This is a genomic window from Psychrobacter sp. TB20-MNA-CIBAN-0197 (genome assembly GCF_040309765.1).
Classification (GTDB): Bacteria; Pseudomonadota; Gammaproteobacteria; order Pseudomonadales; family Moraxellaceae; genus Psychrobacter; species Psychrobacter submarinus.
Map to the genome: position 1 here is coordinate 1 of NZ_JBEOPC010000046.1, position 17,100 is coordinate 17,100.

17 protein-coding genes, 1 tRNA gene and 1 pseudogene are annotated in these 17,100 nt (G+C 44.7%); 11 read left to right on the top strand and 8 right to left on the bottom strand.

Features of this window, described 5'->3' with window-relative positions:
- Positions 1-25: 25 nt before the first annotated feature.
- Positions 26-802, top strand: a complete 777-nt coding sequence (locus tag AAEY83_RS12040) for a hypothetical protein (protein WP_025646825.1) — start codon at positions 26-28, stop codon at positions 800-802.
- A 99-nt stretch (positions 803-901) separates the two neighbouring features.
- A pseudogene (locus AAEY83_RS12045) lies at positions 902-2,183 on the top strand (IS256 family transposase).
- Here the strand turns inward: AAEY83_RS12045 and AAEY83_RS12050 are convergent.
- From AAEY83_RS12050 to AAEY83_RS12065, 4 genes are read right to left on the bottom strand one after another with little or no spacing between them, the layout of a single operon-like run.
- Positions 2,180-2,521, bottom strand: a complete 342-nt coding sequence (locus AAEY83_RS12050) for a hypothetical protein (protein WP_025646828.1) — start codon at positions 2,519-2,521, stop codon at positions 2,180-2,182. The pseudogene AAEY83_RS12045 and the gene AAEY83_RS12050 sit on opposite strands and share 4 nt — an antisense overlap.
- 10 nt (positions 2,522-2,531) lie before the next feature.
- Entirely contained in the window at positions 2,532-2,822 is a 291-nt protein-coding gene (locus tag AAEY83_RS12055) for a hypothetical protein (RefSeq protein ID WP_025646829.1), read from the bottom strand.
- Positions 2,819-4,069, bottom strand: a complete 1,251-nt coding sequence (locus AAEY83_RS12060) for an Arm DNA-binding domain-containing protein (RefSeq protein WP_025646830.1) — start codon at positions 4,067-4,069, stop codon at positions 2,819-2,821. The genes AAEY83_RS12055 and AAEY83_RS12060 overlap by 4 nt, the downstream gene beginning before the upstream one ends.
- A gap of 32 nt (positions 4,070-4,101) precedes the next feature.
- Positions 4,102-4,317: a hypothetical protein gene (locus tag AAEY83_RS12065; RefSeq protein ID WP_025646831.1), complete on the bottom strand. Its 216-nt coding sequence runs from the start codon at positions 4,315-4,317 to the stop codon at positions 4,102-4,104.
- A gap of 122 nt (positions 4,318-4,439) precedes the next feature.
- Here AAEY83_RS12065 and AAEY83_RS12070 point away from each other — a divergent pair, with 122 nt between their 5' ends.
- Complete coding sequence (locus AAEY83_RS12070; protein WP_025646832.1) at positions 4,440-4,658, top strand: helix-turn-helix domain-containing protein; 219 nt, start codon at positions 4,440-4,442, stop codon at positions 4,656-4,658.
- A 303-nt stretch (positions 4,659-4,961) separates the two neighbouring features.
- Here the strand turns inward: AAEY83_RS12070 and AAEY83_RS12075 are convergent.
- A tRNA-Gly gene (locus AAEY83_RS12075) sits at positions 4,962-5,036 on the bottom strand.
- Between the two features lie 376 nt (positions 5,037-5,412).
- Here AAEY83_RS12075 and AAEY83_RS12080 point away from each other — a divergent pair.
- The 3 genes from AAEY83_RS12080 (at position 5,413) to AAEY83_RS12090 (ending at position 8,122) form a co-directional block, all read left to right on the top strand.
- Complete coding sequence (locus AAEY83_RS12080; protein ID WP_025646833.1) at positions 5,413-5,967, top strand: hypothetical protein; 555 nt, start codon at positions 5,413-5,415, stop codon at positions 5,965-5,967.
- Positions 5,968-6,138: 171 nt separating this feature from the next.
- Complete coding sequence (locus AAEY83_RS12085; RefSeq protein ID WP_025646834.1) at positions 6,139-7,797, top strand: alpha-keto acid decarboxylase family protein; 1,659 nt, start codon at positions 6,139-6,141, stop codon at positions 7,795-7,797.
- A gap of 58 nt (positions 7,798-7,855) precedes the next feature.
- Positions 7,856-8,122: a DUF4031 domain-containing protein gene (locus tag AAEY83_RS12090; RefSeq protein WP_025646835.1), complete on the top strand. Its 267-nt coding sequence runs from the start codon at positions 7,856-7,858 to the stop codon at positions 8,120-8,122.
- Between the two features lie 96 nt (positions 8,123-8,218).
- On the opposite strand, the gene AAEY83_RS12095 is transcribed toward AAEY83_RS12090, so the two are convergent.
- The gene (locus tag AAEY83_RS12095) at positions 8,219-8,872 is read right to left on the bottom strand and encodes a DsbA family oxidoreductase (protein WP_025646836.1); all 654 of its coding nucleotides are present in this window, start codon (positions 8,870-8,872) and stop codon (positions 8,219-8,221) included.
- A 406-nt stretch (positions 8,873-9,278) separates the two neighbouring features.
- Here AAEY83_RS12095 and AAEY83_RS12100 point away from each other — a divergent pair, with 406 nt between their 5' ends.
- The 4 genes from AAEY83_RS12100 to AAEY83_RS12115 all read left to right on the top strand — a co-directional run bounded on the left by AAEY83_RS12100 (position 9,279) and on the right by AAEY83_RS12115 (position 13,558).
- Positions 9,279-9,815 carry a cytochrome b gene (locus tag AAEY83_RS12100; RefSeq protein WP_025646837.1) on the top strand — a complete coding sequence of 179 codons (537 nt, stop codon included), beginning with the start codon at positions 9,279-9,281 and terminating at the stop codon, positions 9,813-9,815.
- 67 nt (positions 9,816-9,882) lie between these two features.
- Positions 9,883-10,308, top strand: coding sequence for a PACE efflux transporter (locus AAEY83_RS12105; protein WP_025646838.1), 426 nt, complete (start codon positions 9,883-9,885; stop codon positions 10,306-10,308).
- Between the two features lie 280 nt (positions 10,309-10,588).
- On the top strand, positions 10,589-11,998 hold the full coding sequence (locus AAEY83_RS12110; RefSeq protein ID WP_025646839.1) for a Na+/H+ antiporter NhaC family protein: 1,410 nt from the start codon (positions 10,589-10,591) through the stop codon (positions 11,996-11,998).
- 192 nt (positions 11,999-12,190) lie between these two features.
- Positions 12,191-13,558 (top strand): MBL fold metallo-hydrolase, encoded by a 1,368-nt coding sequence (locus tag AAEY83_RS12115; protein ID WP_025646840.1) that lies wholly within the window; start codon positions 12,191-12,193, stop codon positions 13,556-13,558.
- Between the two features lie 57 nt (positions 13,559-13,615).
- Here AAEY83_RS12115 and AAEY83_RS12120 read toward each other — a convergent pair whose 3' ends face one another.
- Complete coding sequence (locus AAEY83_RS12120) at positions 13,616-14,434, bottom strand: PaaX family transcriptional regulator C-terminal domain-containing protein (protein ID WP_025646841.1); 819 nt, start codon at positions 14,432-14,434, stop codon at positions 13,616-13,618.
- A gap of 130 nt (positions 14,435-14,564) precedes the next feature.
- Between AAEY83_RS12120 and AAEY83_RS12125 the strand changes: the two genes are divergently transcribed.
- Complete coding sequence (locus AAEY83_RS12125; RefSeq protein ID WP_264673193.1) at positions 14,565-16,241, top strand: isovaleryl-CoA dehydrogenase; 1,677 nt, start codon at positions 14,565-14,567, stop codon at positions 16,239-16,241.
- 13 nt (positions 16,242-16,254) lie between these two features.
- Here the strand turns inward: AAEY83_RS12125 and AAEY83_RS12130 are convergent, their stop codons facing one another.
- Positions 16,255-16,965: an SIMPL domain-containing protein gene (locus AAEY83_RS12130; protein WP_025646843.1), complete on the bottom strand. Its 711-nt coding sequence runs from the start codon at positions 16,963-16,965 to the stop codon at positions 16,255-16,257.
- Positions 16,966-17,100: the final 135 nt, after the last annotated feature.

Here is a 17,100-nt window from a genome sequence, read left to right on the forward strand (position 1 = left end):
CGCTATGATCTTAGAATGAAGCTGTTTGCTGGTATCATTAATTCCGAGCTTAAATTATGACTTTTGCAAGAGGTCTAGTATAAAGCCTGAAGATTTAAGAGGCTTAAAAGAGGACAACCAGTTTAGTGCGCTTAAATTTAGCGACTTATTAGACTGGCTAAAATCTTGCCAAGTTGAGTGTCAAAATCACAGCGTAACAGAGTTCTTGGCGCAGTTGATCAAGTTTATTCAAAAGCAATTTATGGGAGTTGATGATATGAGCGAAAGTAATGCGGTTTTGGAGGTCATTAAACAGAGTCCAGAGTCTATTGATGCTAGCATTAAAGTGTATAACGCAGTTGATGAAATGAAAAAAGAGTTAATAAAGAAGCTAAAAGCTGACTTAATTAAAAAGTCTAAAAAAACTGATTATGAACTAGATATAAGTTATTTTGGTGATGGAAAGAACTATGAGAGAATCGAATTTACAAGTGCGAAGTTTGATAAGGGTTATATTTGTTTTGAGTTTCAGAGTGCTAACTTTAACTATCCGTGTCTAGGGTTTAAGTTTGATTCAAGAGATGATCACAGTGCACATAAACATGCTGAAAAAATGAAAACAGTGTTCACTGAAGCCTTTCCGGATAAAAAAATTTGGAGCTCACCGCTTTGGCCTGCAGGTTATTACTTCTCTCCTCAAGACTGGAAAGGTTCAAGTGAAGCATGGCTGATGATAAATAATGGCACTATGGCTGATAAAATTCTAGAGGAAATGGATACAGTGTTTCAGGTTTTAAAAGATAATCATCTAATAAATGAATAGCCTTAATTACTAGCGAATACAGTCATGAAATATCAACTCGATGGGGAGTTTCCCAAACTTTGTGTAACTGCTTATAATCCCCTAACCGGAGAATAAGCAATGACGACTCAATCTGACATTAAAAAACTGGCCCAGCAGATGGCTGGTAGCATGAAAAGCTTCGATGACATTAAAGACTTCCAAAAGCAGCTCATGCAATCTTTTATCGACACTGCACTAGAAGCTGAGATGGAAGACCATCTCGGCTACCCCAAGCATGAAAAGGCGGATAAGCCTAACAAGCGCAACGGCCACACTAAAAAGACCGTCCGCAGTGACACAGGCGATCTTGAGATATCTACCCCAAGAGACCGTGATAGCAGCTTTGAGCCTGCATTAGTACGTAAGCATCAAACCCGTATCTCAGGTCTCGATGATAAAATCATATTTCACTACAGGCATAGCCTTACGTCTTGCGCTTCGGGCAAGTGTCTCCCAGACACTTGCTGATCCTCGCTCATACGCCAAGGGTCAAACCACCACTGAGATCGTAGAGAGCATTAAAGAGCTCTACGATGTCGATATCTCAAGTAGCTTGGTTGCAAGAGTCACTGACAACATCTTAGAGGACATTACTGCATGGCAGAACCGGCCACTGAGCAGTGTCTATCCTATCGTCTACTTAGACTGCATTGTCGTTAAAGTACGTCAAGACAAGCAGATCATCAACAAGGCGATCTATTTGGCGCTGGGTGTGGGACTTGATGGTAAAAAAGAGCTGCTTGGCATGTGGCTCTCAGAGAGTGAAGGCGCTAAGTTCTGGCTAGGCGTTCTCACTGAGCTACAAAACCGTGGGGTACAAGACATCTTAATCGCTTGTGTTGACGGTCTAAAGGGCTTTCCTGATGCCATCAACACCGTTTACCCCAAAGCCAAGGTTCAGCTGTGTATCGTGCATATGGTGCGCTATTCAATGAAGTTCGTACCGTGGACGGATAAAAGGGCGGTAGCCGCTGATTTAAAAGCCATCTACGATGCTAATACTATAGAGCTTGCACAAGCTAACCTTGAGAGGTTCGATGAGACTTGGGGTACACAGTACCCGCACGTAGTTAAGTCGTGGCGCAATAACTGGGAGGGCTTAACGGCGTTCTTTGAGTACCCTAAAGACATCAGAAAAGTCATTTACACCACCAATGCGATAGAGTCACTAAACAGCGTGATTCGGACGGCGGTGAATAAGCGTAAGGTGTTCTCATCTGATCAGGCTGCATTTAAAGTGGTGTATTTAGCCAGCCAGCAGGCATCTAAAAAGTGGTCGATGCCGAGTCAACACTGGACGGCTGCTCTTAATCGTTTCATGATTATGTTGGATGATCGTATTAGTAAGCATTTAATCTAAATGGCAGTTACACAGAATCTGGGATGGTCTCGATCTGTCCGCCATAAAGCATGCTCACATACCTCACAGCACCAACGCTCTTTTGAGCGCATATAAGGAATATCTGCTGGCACTTCTAAAGGACAAACAGTGCAACAGTACTCACAGCGAACATCATCTAAATATGCAAAACACTGAGCTATAGTCTCAAACAGTAATTGCGAGCTAATATTATACTTCTCACAAAGTGTATTGACGTGTTTAATGTAGCCACCTTGATTTGCAAAGGCCCAGTAATCCTCGCATATTTTAATATCATAGGCATTCTGCGTCATATTAGGTTGAAGTTTTACACTCATGATATTCTCCTTAAGAGCCATAGGCCGTTTGCGGTAGAAGCCTATAAAGCTCGCTCTGCAGCTGCTGACACATCTCATTAACAAGATAATCAGGATTGGCATCCAAACGCTGCTGTACCCATACTCGCAGTGCCATATGATTGTCAAAACAAGATTTCACTCCTAAGAAGCGTGCTAAACCTGTACCTGACCGAATGTATAAATCACGAATGAGCGTATTAGCAATCTCATTAGCATCCTTACTGATCGCACCATCTCGCTTAAATTCACCAAACAGCTTGTCATAATTGATACTTTTCATTGCGACGTCTCCTTGTCTGCTTTAGCGTCAGAGATAAGTTCTACCATCTTTGCTTTAGAATGACTCGAGTCTCCTATTAACCGCTCTTTACTAGCCAGTAGTAGAGTGTCTATTGCAGAGCCATCCTGTCGGGTAATATCAGGCACATAGCGGCTATACACCCGAAACAGCATCTCCGTACTACTGTGACCCATTTGCCGTGCTATCCACTCAGGGTTTTCACCTGCAGCAAGCCAAAGCGTTGCTGCCGTATGCCGAGTCTGATAAGCCCGCCGGTGTTTAAGGCCGAGTAGGGCAAGGGTGGGTTTCCATATCCGACGATTCACATTGCGATATTCCAAAGGATTGCCTTGTGAGTTGCAAAATACAAACTCCGACTTGCCATAGGTGACAGACTTTTGATCTTGCAGTGCGTTATATACTAACTGCGACATTGCAATCTCACGCTGCGAGCCAAGCGTCTTTGTCGGACCCATCTCACCATTGACTAATGCACCGCGAATACGAATCTCACGCCGATCAAAATCAACGCAGTCCCATTTTAGTCCATCAATCTCGCTGGTACGCATCCCTGTGAAGAACCGAGTCGTATAATAGGCCTTATAGTCAGCGCGAACATGCTTTAAGAATAGCCATACCTCTGTTAGCGTAAACGGATTCACATCAGGCCGAGATTGCTTGAGCGTCTTGATGTTCTTATAAGGCATCTGAAACTCATAGCGATCAGCCGCCTCTTGTAGTATCATACGTAGTGGTACCATGATCTCGTTGATCCGTGCTACAGACAGACTTGACTGGGCATCTTTACCGTAGCGAACTTTGGCGAGGGCGCTACGAAAAGCCAGCAAGTCTGTTTTTTTTATGGCATGAACCGCTTTGCCACCAAACTCAGGCAACAGATACTTATCAAGAATCGTCTGTACCTTATATTGATAACTTGGTCGCCACTCAATCTTCTTCTCCTCATACCAAATATCAGCAAACTGCTTAAAGGTTGGATTGCGACTGATATAAGCTTCCGCTCTATCAGCCAGTGCCGTCATCTCTTTAGCACGGTCACTCTTTGGGAAGTAGGCTGCATAATCAAATATGCCTAGGGTAATTTCTGCTTCCATTTTTTCGATGATTTTAGCCAGCTTCTTTCGATTAGCTGGAGTGTCTGTGAGATTGGTCGTCTCACGGCAACGCATATTCATATATCGAAAATCTACGAATAGCTTGCCACGTCTCGCTCTTATCGAGGCCATTATTTCGCTCCTTGTTTATGTGAAAGTAAAACTTACTGTAAAGACATTCCATTGATAGCACTCATAACCGGCTTACACATATCCTCTTCGATACGCTCCCATACATAGAGAATCTTGCGACCGCCGAAAGGACGTATATAGTGAATATTCTCAATCAAAACCGTGTCTTTGAGTTGATTGCGGATAGTGCGCGCATCGTATTTGATACGATCCGCCAATTCTTGAGTAGTGAGGTAAGTCTGTGACATAATAGTTCTCCATGTGAAATAAATTTACTATTAGTGAATGATTAGTTATCACTAATGAGTACATATTATCTGCAAATATTATCACTTGCAAGCACTTTTTTATCACTTTAGGGATTTTATGTATGATTAAGCTTAATTTACCTGTTTTATTTGCACAAAAAGGCATTCGTGTGGCAGATGCTGATAGGATGACTAAACTAGGAAGGTCTACTCTATATCGAATGTATAATAACGAAGTCACTCGCATAGATTTCGATTCACTAAATGAGCTGTGTAAGCTTTTAAATTGCACGCCTGGAGATATTATCCTCTATGAAGAAGATGAGATTAGTGAGGAGTAATTTTAGAAGGAGGTTAAAATGCTTATTAAAAGAGTTGATAGCAGAGTATTGAAAGTCATAAAATTTGACGATATTAAGTGTTTTACTCTGCTCAATTATTTTTTAGGTTGGGGTCAATTCGGTATTCGCAGTTTTAGGGCAGGGCACGGTTTGGGCACCAAATGGGCACCGCACCGAAAATGAGCTTTTTAATTGAGTAGTTAAACTTAACTATAAGAAAATAAATATTCGAAGAAATGCTCTACAATCCCCGAAAAATGGACAAAAAAAAGCCTCACTATTAAGTGAGGCTTTTTAGATATTTGGAGCGGGATAAGAGATTCGAACTCTCGACCCCAACCTTGGCAAGGTTGTGCTCTACCACTGAGCTAATCCCGCTGATTCATCGTTTGATTAACTATCATCAGATGATGAAGGCGTATTATACGCGGTTTTTTTATCCTGTCAACTAAAAAATGACAGAGTGGCAAATATTCGCTTATGAGTCATCATATTTAGTATAATAGAGAGCCCAGTGCCAAGCGATATGATTAAATCATACTATACGTACGTAGTAGTGGCTATTTGAGATATCTAGCCCTAAGGTACGTTTAGCTATTGCCATGTACAGATATCAGCCTATAGACATCAGACGTCTATCCTTCAACGGTCGTTACAACTCTGCTATATTTATCATAGAGTCATTCTTAAATTTATAAGTGCCTAACCGTTAGTTATCAGTCATCAGAAGGGTCATAGTCTCAAGGAAAGTGTCATGCGTTTACTATTTGCTGCAAGCACAATGTCAAATACCCATCCCGCTAGTTATTTATGGACATATCTGGGAGCTGTAGTATTAACGTTTAGTGCCCTTATCTTTAGTACTACTATTCAAGCGAGCAGTGGCTATACGTCCGATTATGCCACTCGAGAATTGGTTGCCAATCCTGATAACTTTAAGCGTATCCGTATTAATGGTAGAGGTGTCTCAGAGGCGGTAGCACCCTGTCCTGTCGCTGAAGGGATCATCGATTGTACTTTAGCTAAGCTGTCCTTGATTAATCTACCGGTGAGAAGCGTGCATGAGGACTATGATTTAGCGCAAGTGTTTTATTACCCTAACACTGAACAGCCCACTACGGCAGTTGTCATCATGCAAAAAACAGGGTTGATGGATGATAGTATCAGCGGCCATAGATATCGGGTGAGTTTTAAGCTTGAAGAGGATGATAAATCAAATGCCACTTGGAATTTTGTCCAGTATGGCGAACAACTCCAGTGTGCAAGGGGTGATATGGCGGGTAAGTGGCAAAAGGGAGACTGTGTATAGTGAGTTTGGTATAAAACAACATAGGTTCTAATTTTGTAAAACCAAGCGCCAGTAGCGACACTAGTATGATAGCTTGTTGGGATAATAAAAAAGAAACTGTTAAAAATAAGTTTACTTTATTAAAACTTCTATCAATACCTGTAAAGGACTATAACAATGACAACTAATACCATGACTGAACCTTACACTATCGCTGACTATCTATTTGAGCGTATTGCTGAGGCCGGTGCCACCGAAGTCTTTGGGGTGCCAGGCGACTATAATCTAGCTTATCTTGATAATATTATCGAATCTGATCAGCTTTGCTGGGTAGGTAATACCAATGAGCTTAATGCCGGCTACGCCGCTGATGGTTATGCGCGAGAGCGTGGGTTTGCTGCACTGGTCACAACTTTTGGCGTTGGCGAGTTATCGGCTATCAATGCGACCGCCGGCTCGTTTGCTGAATATGCGCCAGTGCTACAAGTGGTTGGCACCCCAACTATGCAGCAGCAACATGACAAGCGCCGCCTGCATCATTCGTTGGGAGATGGCACTTTTAACCATTTTATAAAAATGGTTGAGCCGGTCACTGTCGCTCGCGCTCAGATTACGCCTGAGAATGCCGCTTCTGAGATTGATCGGGTGATACGTATGGTACTCAAGAAGCATCGCCCGGGCTACTTGATGTTATCGCCTGATGTCGCCGCTTTGCCTATTTATCCGCCGACGACTAAACTCGATGACAGTCAAGAGGACATGACTAGTCAAGCGGCGCTAGAAGCTTTTAAAGCGTCCCTAATTGACTTCTTACCTAATAAGACCACTACGATTATCGCTGATTTAATGGTACATCGCTTGGGTCTGCAAAATGAGCTTAAAGCTTTAATTGCAGATACTGAGGTGCCTTATACCACGCTATCCTGGGGCAAGACCTTGCTTGATGAGCAAGACGAGCGCTGGGCGGGGACTTATGCAGGCGACGCTTCACGGCCGGTGGTGAAAGACGCGGTAGAGAACTGTGAGTGCCTGATCAAGATTGGCGTGCAGTTTACTGACACGACCACTGCTGGGTTCAGCCAAGACATCGATGATGAGGTAGTGGTCGATTTGCATTATGAGCGAGCTAGTATCGGCGGCCAAAACTTTGCACCCATCGCGCTCAAAGACTCACTGCAAGCCTTGCATGATGTCATGACTTCTGGAATTGAGATTACGCCAAAACCTCTCAGCGCAGAGGTGCATGCCTTTGAGCAACAAGGCGTCGATGATGAAGCGATTCGTCAAGATGACTTGTGGCATATCGTAGCTCAGCATTTACAATCGGGTAATGTGGTATTTGCTGATCAAGGAACGTCTTATTTTGGTATTAGCGAAGTGCGCTTGCCAGAAGGGGTGACTTTTTATGGTCAGCCTTTATGGGGCTCGATTGGTTATACGCTACCGGCCAGCTTAGGCGCTAGTGTCGCTTCAAAAAACAAGCGTAGTGTACTGCTCATCGGTGATGGTTCAGCACTGCTCACGATTCAAGAGATAGCAATAATGCTGCAGCAGCGCACTAACTCTATTATCGTACTCATTAATAATAGCGGTTATACCGTCGAGCGCGCGATTCATGGCGAAAATGCTCGTTATAATGATATTCCTACCTGTGACTGGCAGCTGATACCGAAAACATTCGGCGGTAATGCAGATAATAGCTTATCACTGAAAGCGACTACCGCAGGCGAGCTTAAAGAAGCACTGAACACGGCAATGGCGACTACTGACAAGCTTATTATGCTCGAAGTCATGACAGATAAGCATGATATACCGCCAATGCTAGCCAAAGTCAGTGCCGCATTGAAGTAAATATAACTTCGCTACTGAGGTTATATCGCGAGGTTGTATTAAGTAAGGAGCTATGAGATTGGCGGTTTATGTAGATTTTGTGAAGATTGAGTTTAGAGGTTATCAGTGGTGCCATATGCTAGCCGATAGTCTACAAGAGCTGCATGAGTTTGCTACGCTCATCGAGATTGATCCGCGCCTTTTCCATCGCAATGCTAGCTATCCGCATTATGATATCACCGTGCAGATGCGCGAGGCTGCTTTGGCTAATGGTGCTATCAAAGCCACAAGAAAACAAATTATCGATGCCGCCAAGAAGCTAAAGCTTGAGTTAAACCAAGCTTAACGGCTTTTTTATTCAAAAAAACCTGCTTTATTCTCAGCATAATAGTGAGAAATAAGCAGGTATTTAAGGTTTATCTCTTAAGGGTATCTAAAGCCACTAGTCTGGCATATCCGCTAATTGCTTAAGGATACTAGTAAAATTCTCAACCCCTTGCGCGCCACTGACCAGATGCCGCTCGTTGAAGACAATAGCGGGTACGCCTTGCACCCCTTGGCGCTGCCAATGCTGCTCTATCTCGCGCACATCAGGCGCAAAGCGCTGATCTGCTAGTACCTCTAACGCTTCTACGCGATTAAGACCAGTCTCTGCCGCTATATCAGCGAGCACCTCATCATCAGAAAGATTACGCCCATCGGTGAAGTGCGCGGTAAACAGTGCTTGCTTTAGCTCATGCATTTTTCCTTGCGTTTGTGCCCAATGCAGTAACTGATGCAGATTAAAAGTATTATGCATACGCAGCTCGTCAGTGAAGTTAAAGTCAAAGCCGACCTCAGCGCCCGCTTCTGTGATTCTAGCGCGGCTAGCGTCTGACTCTTGCGGAGTTGAGCCGTATTTTTCTATGATATGCTCACGCATATTTTGTCCCTCACTTGGCATGTTAGGGTTCAGCTCAAACGGATGCCAATGAATTTCATAGTCGGTATCAGTCTGCTTTAGGGCTTCTGCTAGTTGTTTATAGCCGACCACGCACCAAGGACAGACCACGTCTGAGACAATATCGATTCGAAGAGGCTTATTAGTAGTATTCATCAGTTATCCTTATATTTTTTACTTTATTAGCTGCTGACTATATAACTGCGAACGATACGACTCGTTTTCAAGACTGCCGGTTTATACTTATTAAGATCATCTACTTTATATGCCTGTAGTATAAAACCTTTGACGGACTGTTCACTGCTGGACGCTATTAAATGGTAGCGAAACGAGCCAATAGCAGTCATTTGCACGCAGATTTGCTATCATAAGTGCTACTATTTATAAGGTTTTATTATCGAGCGGCTAGGATAGCCCCTAGTATTTAACTCATAAGTATTTAACTCATAAGTATTTAGCTCACAAGTATTTCTTTATTGGCAACAGACTGCAAGCACAAAAAAGCTAAATAGAGCAGTTATGTTTGGCTAAAAAGTAATGCTTTTTTATTTAAAGGTGACATATGAATCAAGTTCAACCTAGGGTAGCGCCGCTAAACAAATGGCCTATGATCAGCCGTGTTTTTCATTGGATAAGCGCGCTGCTATTATTAGTGACGTGGGCGCTGATGTTTCTTTATGACAATACTGATGACTCGTTTTATATCGGTTTGCATAAAGCATTTGGGTTAAGTTTATTGTTTTGGATGCTGGCTCGAGTGATTAGCCGAATATTCACAAAAGCACCACCTGCCGTGCCAATGCCAAAATGGCAAGATATCATTGCTAAGTTCACCCACTTTGCACTTTATGCGCTACTGATAGCGATGCCGGTAGTCGGGCTGTTGATGTCTGTTTATGGCGGCCGAGCCGTTGATATGTTTGGCTTGTTCGAAATTCCGGTGTTCGTTACCCCAGATCGCGGTTTGGCGCGCACCTTTAATGATTGGCATACAGAGATCATTTGGCCGCTGATTCTTGCCTTTACTGCCGCTCACATTGGCGCGGCGCTATACCATCAATTTATCCAAAAGGATAAGCTGATAAAGCGTATGTGGTAGCGCTGATGACGTCGTTTATAATGATTGACTGATGTTTTGCTAAATACTGTTTGGGGTAGTGATCGTTATGCGTACCAAAAAAGACCGTATTCGGCATACTTTAAGCTTTGAGATTATCGGGTTGCTCATCTTTGCGCCATTGGCAAGCTTGGTCTTTGGCTTTGAGCTGCATACGATGGGCGCTATAGCGCTAGTAGGCTCTCTTGTCGCGACGGTATGGAACTTTTTTTATAACATCTTATTCGACAAGGCCATGCTAAAACTGCGCGGTAGGGTACAAAAAACCGTGCCAATAAGAGTGCTGCATGCCATTTTATTCGAAGGCGGTTTGCTGTTACTATTTCTGCCATTTATAGCGATATATCTAAACATTAGCCTGTGGGAAGCGTTTAAGATGGATATTGCGATGGCGACCTTTTATCTTATATATGCCTTTGTATTTAACTGGGTCTATGACCAAGTCTTTCCTATACCTAATACGGCAGCGGCTTAGGCCGAGCTTAGCGTTTCAAGTTTTTTCGATGAGTGTTGTATGATAAATAAAAGGGGTTTGCTTATTGGGCAAACCCTTTCGTCATGACACCATTAACTAAAAACTTGTCTTGAGCGGTTAATTGGATTACTTGGCAATAGCCGCTTGGCTGATACCATCAAGGGCTTTAGCGATATTGGCCAGCTGTCATAACTCATTAATAACTCATTAAACTTGTCTGTTTAAAACAACCCTCATAGCAAGCTTCTAGCGGATACGTTTAGCTAGTCAAGGATAGGTAATGTCACCAAAAATATTGACGCACATCTCAACCCAACTGGCTTTTGTGATAGCGGCTATCGTCATCGCCATCATGGGCGTGACTATGATAGGGTTTGGCTGGGTGCCGCATCTATCTTTGCTACTCGCTATTTGCGTCTTATTAGCGATCGGCTTATTTAAAGGATTGAGCTTCGATGATATGCAAGCGCAAATGGCCTCAGGTGTCATGCGTGGTATCGGTGCAATCTATTTGTTCTTTTTTATCGGTCTAATGATAGCGGCTTTGATGATGTCGGGGGCGATACCGACCTTAATGTATTATGGCTTTGAGCTGATATCGCCAGAGTTTTATTACCTCTCTGCTTTTGTTTTAACCTCAATTATTGGCGTGACTTTAGGCAGTAGCTTAACGACTGCGGCGACTTTAGGAGTGGCGTTTATTGGTATGAGCCATGCTTTTGATGCCAATGTCGCTATTGCTGCTGGGGCAGTGGTATCTGGGGCGTTTTTTGGCGATAAGATGTCACCTTTGTCTGATACCTGTACGATTGCCTCCTCAGTCGTTGGTATCGATCTGTTCGAGCACATTCGTAATATGATGTACACCACCGTACCGGCGTGGTTGTTGACGGTTCTGTTGTTTTGGTTCTTCTCGGGAGACACGGCAGGCTCTAATCTGAGCCAAGTGACGTTACTACAAGCGCAGCTGATTGAGAGCGGCCTAGTGCACAGCTACGCAGTATTGCCTTTTGTCGCTTTAGTTGGGCTGGCGGTCTTTCGTGTTAATGCTATCTATACGATTATTAGCACGATCAGCGTGGCGCTACTGATTACTTATTGGCATAGCGCACCAAGCTTTGGGGAGCTTGGCGGTTATCTGTTTGGCGGTTACGCGCCTGCAGAGTCGCTAGCGCTTGGTGAGGTTGCTGGCATGCTCTCACGCGGCGGCGTACAAAGTATGTTCTTTACCCAAACGATTGTAATATTGGCGCTGAGTTTAGGCGGGCTGCTGACAGCGCTAGGGGTGCTGCCGGCGCTATTATCAGGAATCAAAGCGTCTTTGACCTCATCAGGACGAGCGATATTTACCGCTGCCATGTCGGCGCTGAGTATCAACGTACTGATCGGCGAGCAATATTTGAGTATTTTAATCTCAGGGACGTCTTTTCGCTCGACCTTTGAGCGCTTAAACTTGCACCCCAAAAACCTCTCTCGCACCATTGAGGATGCCGGTACCGTTATCAATCCGCTAGTGCCTTGGAGCGTCTGCGGCGTGTTTATTAGTCAAGCTCTAGGGGTGCCTGTCCTTGATTACCTGCCGTATGCTTTTTTCTGTTATCTATCGTTATTATTGACGCTCATCTTTGGCTTCACCGGCGTGACTATTAGTCCTGTCAAAAGTACTGAGCCCAAAAATAAAGCGGTTTAAGCCTAAGACTAAAATGGTTTAATCAAGGCAGCTAAGATACCGCTTAGTACTACTACCGCTTAGTACTAAGACTTAGCCTCAATGTCACATAATATATAGCATGTTAATATATGTTATTGTATATTGATGAGGATTGAATTCCTGTGTTATCTTCAAAGGTAGTTATCATTTATATTGCTTAAGGAGATATCGATGCTGTTTGAAAAAATAAAAACCCCGGGGCTCTCGCACCTATCCTATCTATTTGGCTCGAACGGGCAAGCGGCAGTGATTGATCCACGTCGCGACTGCGCTATTTATATCGAAAAAGCACGAGCCGCTGGGCTTAAGATTACCCATATATTTGAAACGCATCGTAACGAAGACTTAGTCTCAGGCGCGCCTATATTAGCAAAGCTTACTGGTGCAAGCGTCTATCACGGGCCTAATCCAGAGCGTGAAGTCGTTTATGCACAAACGGCGCGGGAAGGCGACTGTTTTGCGATTGGTCAGCTTGAGATACAAGTGCTAGAGACTCCTGGTCATACCTTTGATCACCTGGCCTATGTGATGTTTGATAGCGCTTATCCTACCAAGGCTGTGGGCGTATTTACTGGTGATGCGCTATTTGTCGGTGATGTGGGGCGCACAGATTTTTATCCTGATAAGCGCGAAGAGGTCGCCGGTCTGCTTTATGATTCGCTACAAAAAATCCTAGCCTTAGGCGATCAGGCGATGATCTATCCAGCTCACGGTGCCGGTTCGGTTTGTGGCTCAGGCATGGCAGATCGTGAGTTCTCAAGTGTCGGCCATGAGAGATTAAATAACCCAAGGCTACAAATCGAGAGCCGAGATGAGTTTATCCAAGCGAAGATTAACGAGAATCATTACCAACCGCCTTATTTTAAGCTCATGGAACGCCTTAACATGGATGGAGGCGATGCCGCGCCGCGCATTATGCGCCCCGTCAATTTGTCGCTTGACGAAATCAGCAGCTCTGAAGCCGATCACCTGATAGATATTCGCGAGCCGCTTGCTTATGCGGCTGGCCATCTACCGGGTTCTATGAGTCTACCTGTTGGGATGATTTCTGCTTTTGCAGGTTGGTTCATCGCTGAGGGCGAGAGCATAGCGCTGATTGCCTCGGATGAGGAACAGCTAGCGACGGCGATGACGCATCTTGTGAGAATTGCTTTGGATAATATTATAGGCGGTTATGTCGGTGTCATTTCCGCTGCCAAACAAGGCAAGAGTATGGAGCAGACGCCGATGATAACGACCGAGGAAGTCAAATCGCGTCTTGAAGGTCATGCTAATACTAAAGCTAGCAAGGCTTGGACATTACTTGATGTCAGAGATGTTAATGAGAGAAACGAAGCTGCGATAGATGATTCTGAGCATATCTATGTCGGTCATCTGAACGAGCGTTGGCGTGATCTTGACCCACAGGAGCATTATACCTTGATGTGTGCTAGTGGTCAGCGAGCGACAGTCGCGGCAGGGTGGCTAGCAAGCAAAGGTTTCAAGTATCTCGATATTTATCTTGGCGGAATGAGTGCTTGGCAGGCTGAGCAAGAGTAATACTTATGAGCTTATATTAACTAAGTAGGCTGGACTATCATATTGACTAGTAATGTGCTAATTTACTTTAGTAAAAAAAGCATACCAAAGCTTGCGGCCTTCTGCATTAAACTGACGCACAGTATCAAAAAATCGCTGCCGGGCTGATTCTTCGACTAAAGGTGCGGGCAATAAAGGATCAAAAACGACATTGCGAATAGCAAAATCGCCAAGAAGATAAGCGTCACGCAGCGCCGTTTCATTATCGAGACTATGCTGAGTCTTCTGCCAGTCGCTCAGCTGATTTGATACTTTGTTATAGTGTGCTTCGAGTTGCATCTGCGCCCACAGGCCAAGTGACTTCTTTTGTCTATCTTTATCAAAGTGGCTGGCTTGAAACACTGCAGCTTCAGGCTCTAGTTGCAAATCGAATAGCCGTGACCTTATCCCTTCAACACCGCCGCTCAAGTTATTAGGACGAATATAAAGCCCAGCATCTAGCTCACGAAAGCCTAATAAGGAAAGCGCTCTCATACGGGCGCGCAGTATTTTGCGATCGCTACGCGGCAGCCCGCCGGTAGTGACCGCTATCCATGAGCTATCCCATGCTGTAACGCGCTTATCCGCGTGCTCCCAAGCGGCAACGTCAGCGCCTAACTTCTTAGCTTTTGGGCCTAAGCGATAAACAGCAGCATCCACCGCCTCTACCAATTCCGCTTGCGTCAAACGAGCCATAGTCACTCGTATATTGTTTTCCTTGATCGCAAACAGCCTGCCTGCACGAATGATCTCCGCTATGCTCAGCGTCTCCCTGTCAGCCACTGTCAGTAAACGCAAAATGAGAGGGCGAGCGGCTGGCCATTGGTAATTACATTCTTTGACAATATATGATTTCATATGTAATACTCTGGGTTTAGTCATTTATTATTAAGTTGTTTATTATAATCAAATACAGGACATTATAAGCATTCAGTAAGATAAGTGATAAGTAACAAGGATAGTTAGCCAAATATTATGAAGGATTGCTATGAAAAATACCGAGCAGATGTCAACGACCCATCAATTCAGCACCCATGAAGTCAATAATCAACCTACTGCTTTAGCGAATTATAACGCTTGGGAGACCGATGATGCGCTAAAAGAAGCTGTCATTCGCGAAGGCGCGTCATGGGCAAGCGATCATCTGAGCGAGTTTGGCGCCCGTACTGGTGGTGATATGGTAGACAAAGGCTTTGCTGCCAATGAAAACCCTCCTAAATTTCGCCCCTTTGATCGCTATGGTCACCGTATAGACGACGTCGAGTTTCATCCTGCTTATCATGAGCTAATGACAGCGGGCGTATATTATGGCATGAGTAATTTTGCTTGGCGTAACGAGAGTCGCCAAAGTGCGCATGTGGCGCGAGCGGCCATTATGTATTTAGGCTCACAAGCAGAAGCCGGTTTTGGCTGTCCGATGTCGATGACTTACGCCGCGATTCCGGCTTTGCGTCATAACACAAGGCTCGCTGAAAAGTGGATACCAAAACTGCTATCGACAGAATATGATCCTCGTAGCTTACCTATGGAGCAAAAGAGCGGCTGTACAATTGGCATGGGGATGACTGAAAAGCAAGGCGGTTCTGACTTACGGCGCAACAGCACCAAAGCTGTCAAGCAAAGCGATGATAGTTACCAAATCATTGGGCATAAATGGTTTTATTCTGCGCCTATGTCTGACGCTCATTTAGTACTCGCGCAGTCTGAAAACGGGCTTAGCTGCTTTTTAGTACCAAGGTTTCGCCCTGATGGCACGCTCAATGCCGTACGGATTCAGCGTTTAAAAGACAAGCTTGGCGACTGGTCGAATGCTTCCTCCGAGGTAGAGTTTGCCGGTGCTTTTGGCGAATTAGTAGGAGTAGAGGGCAGAGGTGTTGCCACTATCATTGAGATGGTAGCCTTAACGCGGCTCGATTGTATGATAGGGTCAGCCGCGCAAATGCGGCAAGCGGTCGTGCAGGCGATTCACCATACTTCTGGACGTGAGGCTTTTGGTGATTTACTAATCAATCAACCGCTTATGCGCAATGTGCTTGCTGACTTGGTATTGGAGTCTGATGCGGCATTGGCCTTGACTATGAGAGTGGCGCGCGCCATTAGTCTGCTTGAGACCGACTCACATGAGGCTGCGCTGGCTCGCATCGCCACTGCCATTGGCAAATATTGGATATGTAAGCGTACGCCCGTGTTAGTCAACGAGGCACAAGAGTGTCTCGGCGGTATTGGTTATGTCGAAGAAAATATTATGCCGAGACTTTATCGTCAGGCACCGCTCAACTCAATTTGGGAAGGTAGCGGCAATATCCAGTGCTTAGATGTGCTACGTGCCTTAAATAAAGAGCCGGCTACTCGTGAGGCGTTGTTTACTGAGCTGCAAAGTGCGGCTGGTAAAGACAGTTATTTTGATAAAGAGCTTGGGCAACTAGCAAGTTATTTTGAAGAGGTAGAGACATTAGAGTTTAGAAGCCGCTACGTCATCGAGCGCTTGGCGTTGATGCTGCAAGCTTGTATCCTGCTAAATACAGAAAATAAAGACATAGCAGCAGAGTTTTGCCGCTCACGTTTGGGCGGCGCGCACGGACTGGCGTTTGGTACGCTCAGTCCAGATGCACCCATAGATCAGCTGATCGAACGCGCTGCGGGTGCCACAAAGTCTATGGCTTAGCATTTTTTACTAGCTACTTAGTCAGCTCGATAGTACCGTTAGCGGTAACAGAGACGGTACTATTACCTGATTCAAAATTTTGACTTGGTACCGAAGACTCAGCATCAGCGGCGCGCATGCTGCTATACATTGGACGTGGGTAGTCGGTGTTGCCAGCATTGAGGTTGACGCTGACCACGCGATAACCGCGCGCATCCCAAGCACGAGTGAGGTTTTTGGCCTGTTGCTGAAAAGCGCGAGACGCTTCCGTCATCAGTTTTTGCTCTAGCGCATCTTTTTTACTTTCTGAGACACCAAAGTTTAGATTATTCATCACTAAGGTTTCTTGCAAGTCTGCAATAAGCTGGCTTGTTGCGGTGAAGTCGGTACTTTTTAGATCGATATTAGCTTGACCAGTCCAGCCGATGATTTTGTCGTTTTTGTCGTAACGCGGATAAGTGCGCTGCTGGCCAGTACTGACGGTAACGCTAGGGTAGCGCTTAGCAATCGCCAGTGCTCTATTGATTGACGTGTTCAATGTTGTAGCCAAAGCCTTAGCATCGCTCGCTTGTGCCTTTTTATACAGGCTTGCGCGCACTTCGTCATTGGCAATGTCTTCTTTAACTTGCGTCTCAAAGGTAAGCTGATCATAACCGGAGGGTTCAGCGTGGGCGGTACTCATTGCTGCACTCAATAAAAAAGCACTGCCAGTCATGAAAGCCAGTTTATTCGTTAAGTCTTTCATCGTAACTCCTTATATGAATAGTTTTTAAAAGCATATAATTTAATAGTTTTTTTAGAGGTTATTAGGGCGTGTTGAACATTCGACCATGGCACTGACAGAGACTATTTTTTAGGCGATTTGCAGATAAAAATGGTA